This window comes from Wolbachia endosymbiont of Atemnus politus, from assembly GCF_013309895.1.
On the sequence record NZ_JAAXCS010000189.1, the window covers coordinates 1 to 1516 of the forward strand.

The 1516-nt window shown below is 29.6% G+C and carries 1 protein-coding gene and 1 pseudogene; one reads left to right on the top strand and one right to left on the bottom strand.

What is annotated here, in order from left to right:
• Window positions 1-24: 24 nt before the first annotated feature.
• Window positions 25-896, bottom strand: a pseudogene (gene trpS, locus HET73_RS07395) (tryptophan--tRNA ligase); the annotation flags it as partial.
• A gap of 128 nt (window positions 897-1024) precedes the next feature.
• On the opposite strand from trpS, the gene HET73_RS07400 reads away from it, so the two are divergent.
• A complete protein-coding gene (locus HET73_RS07400; protein WP_174134292.1) occupies window positions 1025-1396 on the top strand; it encodes a hypothetical protein in 372 nt (123 codons plus the stop codon).
• Window positions 1397-1516 lie beyond the last annotated feature (120 nt).

Genomic DNA, 1516 nt, shown 5'->3' on the forward strand with positions numbered 1-1516 from the left:
TGCCCGATGTAGTACAAGTTAGCGCTAAACAAAACCTATGATATTTTTGACTTCTTTGATGTTGTGGTTTGCAATCTCTTCTGATTTTTCTGTACCTTTTTTTAATATTTCATGTAAATAGAATTGGTCTTTTAAGAGGTCATTAATCTTCTCACGTATGGGTGATATAACACTGATGATTAAATCAGTTAATTATTTCTTAAAGTATTTCATATCATGCTTGTGTTCATCTCTTCACATACTTTATCCACGTCTAAGCTACTTAGCGCTGAATAAATGTTTATCAAGTTACTTATTTCCAGGCGGCATTCTAAAGTAGCAAAACCTAGTATTGAATCTGTTTTTGCTTTTCCTATTTTTTTAACAATTAAATCATCTGTGTCGTCAAGGTTAATGCCTGAATATTCTGAAGAGTCATATTTACTCATTTAGCTTGTACCATCCCTTAAGCTCATTATTTTTGATGCATGATCTAAAACTAGGATTTCGGGTATAATAAAATGATCAAGTGTGTAGTGATTGTTGAACGCTAAAGCAATATCGCGTGCTAGTTCCAAATGTTGTTTCTGATCATCACCAACAGGAACGTATTTAGCTTAATACAGCAATATATCTGCAGCCATAAGTACTGGGTAACTATATAACCCAAGAGAGGCTTTTTGTTTATCACTACCAGCTTTATCTTTAAATTGAGTCATGCGACTGAGCCAGCCAACTTGTGTATAGCACCCAAGTAGCCATCGCAGTTCAGCATGGCCGCTAACTGTGGACTGACTAAAAATAATGGACTTTTCTGGAACTATTCCGCACGCAATGTAAGCTGCTGCTGTTTTTAAAATATTACTTTTTAATTTGCTTGCAGGAAGATTATTGGCTGTAATTGGCCACAAACTCATTTTCAGTGAACCCCATATGAATAAAGTCACATATGAAATAATAGATAAAAACAAGATTAAAAACTATATAAAAACTTGTAATAATATAAAAAATGAGGAAATAATAAATAGTATTCAAGAAGATAATATTGATAAAAAATATTGAAAATATGATAAACTACATAAAGGAAAAATTGCAATACAATGTAGTTAGAGATAACAAAAAGAAGAGAAATCATTGGTTCACGAATGAAGATAAAATGTTAATACAAAAGAGAGATGCTTTGTATAAATTAACCAAAAAATACAATAATATTCCATACATAAAAGAAATATATAAAGAATTTAGAAATAAAATTAAAAGGGATTTCAAAAGAAAAAAGGAAAGAAAAATTATAGATAATCTTCAAAAACACCAAAAAGATATTAAGAAAACGTGGCAAATAATGAATAATTATATTGGAAAAAAAGAAAAAAAAAACCCTACCAGACATAAACCAGAATTCAGAACCAAAAACTGAGGAAAAAAATATGGCAAATTCTATGGGTGACTATTTTTCGACAATCATCCAAGATAAAATAAAATCAAGAAAAAATACTGAAATAGAAAATAAAAATTCAATGAAAACAATAAATAATTC